The organism is Actinomadura sp., assembly GCF_044508335.1.
Lineage (GTDB): Bacteria > Actinomycetota > Actinomycetes > Streptosporangiales > Streptosporangiaceae > Spirillospora.
Window position 1 is genome coordinate 1 of record NZ_JBIQHY010000218.1, and the last position, 3,844, is coordinate 3,844.

The 3,844-nt window shown below is 71.6% G+C and carries 4 protein-coding genes; 1 reads left to right on the plus strand and 3 read right to left on the minus strand.

The genetic code is table 11. The annotated features are described in order from the left end of the window. The first annotated feature begins 486 nt into the window (after window positions 1-486). Window positions 487-984 (plus strand): MarR family winged helix-turn-helix transcriptional regulator, encoded by a 498-nt coding sequence (locus ACIWVC_RS34280; protein ID WP_396455164.1) that lies wholly within the window; start codon window positions 487-489, stop codon window positions 982-984. Between the two features lie 25 nt (window positions 985-1,009). On the opposite strand, the gene ACIWVC_RS34285 is transcribed toward ACIWVC_RS34280, so the two are convergent. From ACIWVC_RS34285 to ACIWVC_RS34295, 3 genes are read right to left on the minus strand one after another with little or no spacing between them, the layout of a single operon-like run. Next, window positions 1,010-1,432 carry a nitroreductase/quinone reductase family protein gene (locus ACIWVC_RS34285; RefSeq protein ID WP_396453200.1) on the minus strand — a complete coding sequence of 141 codons (423 nt, stop codon included), beginning with the start codon at window positions 1,430-1,432 and terminating at the stop codon, window positions 1,010-1,012. Window positions 1,433-1,490: 58 nt separating this feature from the next. Next, window positions 1,491-2,252, minus strand: coding sequence for an SDR family NAD(P)-dependent oxidoreductase (locus tag ACIWVC_RS34290; protein WP_396453201.1), 762 nt, complete (start codon window positions 2,250-2,252; stop codon window positions 1,491-1,493). 28 nt (window positions 2,253-2,280) lie between these two features. After that, window positions 2,281-3,402: an alkene reductase gene (locus ACIWVC_RS34295; RefSeq protein WP_396453203.1), complete on the minus strand. Its 1,122-nt coding sequence runs from the start codon at window positions 3,400-3,402 to the stop codon at window positions 2,281-2,283. Window positions 3,403-3,844 lie beyond the last annotated feature (442 nt).

Consider the following 3,844-nt stretch of genomic DNA (forward strand, 5'->3'; position numbering starts at 1 on the left):
GTCGTCAGCGGCGACGGGGGGCGCGCCGACCAGCGCGCAGGGGACGAGCAAGCAGGCGACGAGCAAGCAGAGCAGACCACCGGCCGCAACAGACCGTTTGAAGATCACCAGGGGATCTTAATGACGTTCGCAGGCCCCCGAGACCAAGATCCGGCCAGGGCGTCAGATGACGGTCGCGGGCCGCTCTCCGGACAGAGGGCGCCCCTGACCCGTTGCCAGTCTGTCAAGTTTGGTCTGCGCGTGGCGGCGGTTGCGCCCGCGACTGCGAACGCCGTGCCGCCACCAGCGAAGCCATGATCCGCCGGGCCGCCATCGGCCTCATGACCCGCCGCTCGGCACGTGGTGGACGACCCGGCGTCCGCCAAGTCCGCAGGGGGTTTGCACGAAGACGGGGCGTGGACCGCTGCTTCCCGGGCGTGAGCCTGACCAGTGGCGGCCCGACCTCCGGGGACCGGGTCGGCGCTCGGGCTCGGTAACCTCGGAACTGTGGCGGAGACAGCGGGTGCGGCGGGCGAGCCGTCGGAGGACTCGGTCGCCGGTCTCGGTCCGATCAGCCATTCGATCTTCCGTGTCGCGCGGCTGCACAAGGCGTTCGCGGGCCGGCTGCTCCGCGACGTCGGCCTCTATCCCGGCCAAGAGCTGCTGATGATCCAGCTGTGGGATCGCGGACCGCAGCGGCAGGTCGACCTCGTCCGGACCCTGGAGTCCGACGCGCCCTCGGTGGCGCGTTCGGTCCGCCGGCTGGAGGCGGCCGGGTTCGTCCGGCGCACCCGCAGCCCCACCGACAAGCGGGTGACGATCATCGAGGCCACCCGTGCCAGCCTCGCGCTGAAGCAGAGCGTGAAGCGGATCTGGGCCGAGCTGGAGTCGCTCACCGTCGGCGAGATGGACGCCGCCGAGCGGGACCGGGTGCTGCACGCGCTGCACGTCCTGGAGAGCAATCTGATCGCCGCCGAACAGCGGGATCCGGGCCCGCCGGCCTGACGGCGGGCCCGGTCCGCGGCACGGCTCAGCCTCCGGGCCCGCGGCGGACGAAGCGGATCACCGGCAGCAGCCGCGGCGCCTTGGCCTGGTAGGCCGCGAAGGCGGGCGCCATCTCGACGAAGCGCGCGAACGCGGCCTCGCGCTCCCGGCCGGCCAGTTCGACGGCACGCACCGGGACGGTGGCGATGCCGCCGTCGATCACGGCCTCGATCTCGGTGTCGGGGTGAGCGCGCAGGTTGACCGTCCAGGCCGGGTCGCGCGGAGCACCCATCGCGGACCCCACCACCAGCCAGCCGTCGCCGTCGCGCAGGGACATCGCGGGGTTCACCCGCGATGTCCCGGTCCGTACGCCGCGGTGATGGATGAGGACCAGGTCGGTCCCCCAGGCGCCGACGCGGCCTCGGTTCGCCCGGAACTCCGCGATGACGCGGTCGTTGAACTCGGTCATTATCGGTTCCTTCCGTTCCGCCGGGCCGCGCCCCGCGCCGGAGCGCGGCCCGCCGAGGTCAGTTCATGAACATGCCGCCGTCGACGTTCAGCGTCTGGCCGGTCACGAAGTCGGCGTCCGGAGACGCCAGGAAGAAGATCGGCCCGACGAGGTCCGCGGCGTGCTGGTCCCGCTTGAGGGCGCGGCCCTCGCGCTGGGACGCGATCAGCTCCGGCGGGAAGTTCTCCAGCACGGGCCCGGTGAGCGTCAGGCCGGGGGTCAGCAGGTTGACGGTGATGCCGTCCGCGCCGACCTCGCGTGCGAGGCTGCGGGTGAACCCGACCAGTCCGGCCTTCGCCGTGACGTAGTGGACCTGCCCGGGGACGCCGGGGAACATCGACGCCGACCCGACGTTGACGATCCGGCCCCAGCCGCGGCCCCTCATCATGGGCAGCAGAGCGTGGGTCACCAGGAAATAGCCGGTCAGATTGATGTCGATCACCGTGCGCCAGCGGTCGGGGCTGGTGTCCTCGAACATGTCGAACGGGAAGAACCCGGCGACGTTGAGGAGCACGTCGACGCCCCCCAGCCGGCGAGCGGCGTCGGCGATCGCCCGCACGTCGTCCTCGTCGGCGATGCTGCCCGCGACGGTCACGAGCGACTCGTCCGCGCCCAGATCCGCGCGGAGCTTGCCGAGGGCGGCGGCGGACAGGTCCGTGGCGATCACCCGATCGCCGTTGCGCAGGAAACGGCCGACGAGGGCGGACCCGACTCCTCCGGCTGCGCCGGTGATGACGACGACCCGTCCGGTGCCGTGGTCAATGCGTGCGGTGGTGTTCATTGCGGTGTCCCTCCACTGGTAGTGGACGTCAGGAGGAGGCCCCGGCCGTCTGCGCGGGCTGAAGGGCGGGGTAGTCGGTGTAGCCCGCGGCGTCGCCGCCGTAGGCCTTGCTCAGGTCCGGTTCGTGAAGCGGTGCGCCCTTCTCAAGCCGGTGCGGCAGGTCGGGGTTGGCCATGAAGAGGCGGCCGAAGGAGACCAGGTCGGCGGCGCCCTCCTCGATGAGCGAGAGGTGCTCCGGCCCGGTCCGCGACCCGGGAGTGGCCGGGTTCAGCATGAACACGCCGGACCACCGCGCCCGCAGGACGGACGTCAACCCGGGGTCCGTGGACTCCAGCACGTGCAGGTAGGCCAGGCCGAGGTCGTCCAGTTCGTCGACGAGCAGCCGGTACGTCTCGGCGTGATCGCGCTCCTCGATGTCGTTCAGCGGGTTCGCCGGGGAGATCCGCAGCGCGGTGCGCCCGGCGCCGATCTCCTCGGCCACCGCGCGGACGGCTTCCAGCGTCAGGCGGATCCGGTTCTCCGGCGGCCCTCCCCACTCGTCCTCGCGCCGGTTGGCGTTGGTGGAGAGGAACTGGTGGAGCAGGTAGCCGTTGGCGCCGTGCAGTTCGACGCCGTCGAAGCCGGCCGCGATCGCGTTGCGGGCGGCCGAGGCGAAGTCCGCGACCGTCTCCCAGATCTGCTCGCCGGTGAGCGGCACCGGCTCGACGAACTCCCGCGGGCCGCCGGCGGTGAAGATCTGGCCTTCGGCACGGACCGCCGACGGACCGACCGGCACGGCGGACGAAGAATAGTTGTCCGGATGCCCAATTCGGCCCGTGTGCATCAGCTGCGCGACGATCTTCCCGCCGCGGCCGTGCACGGCGTCGGTCACCCGGCGCCACGCCTCGACCTGGGCGGTGCTGTGCAGACCGGGCGTGTCGGGGTAGCCCTGGCCGATCCGGCTGGGCTGGACGCCCTCGGTGACGATCAGCCCCGCACTTGCCCGCTGCGCGTAGTACTCGGCCATCAGCCGGGTGGGACTCGCGTCCGGCCCGTACGCGCGGCTGCGCGTCATCGGTGCCATCACGACCCGGTTCTTGAGCGTCCCGAACCCGACCTCCACGGTCTCGAACGGGTTCACGCGGGCTTGGCCTTCGATGGAAGCGGTCATCTGCCGTCCTCACTCCTTGCTCGACTCGGTGAACAGTTAGCCGAACAAGTAACTGCCGCGGATGATTCCCGGCGGACTTCGGCCCGGACAACAGCGGCTCAGTCTCCGTTCGCCGTGCCGATCGGGATCACGGTCCGCAACCGGCGCGCCCACGCCGCCGCGGTGTGGGAGCGGGCGCGACCGGTGGAACGTTGCCGCTCCGGTCAGACGGTTCCGGTCAGACGGTGACGACGATTTCTCGGCGGAGCGCGTCGGGGATGCGGTCGAGAGGGTGATGGGCGCCGCCGCCGGGCTGCGGTGGGTGGATGTGGACCTGGAGCACGGCACCGCGACCATCTGCCAGCAGTTGCAACGGCGGAACGGCCGGGGGGCGATGACACGACGATTACCGTCACCGACCCGCTCGCCACCGAGGTGCTCACCACCGTCGGCCGGCACGGCC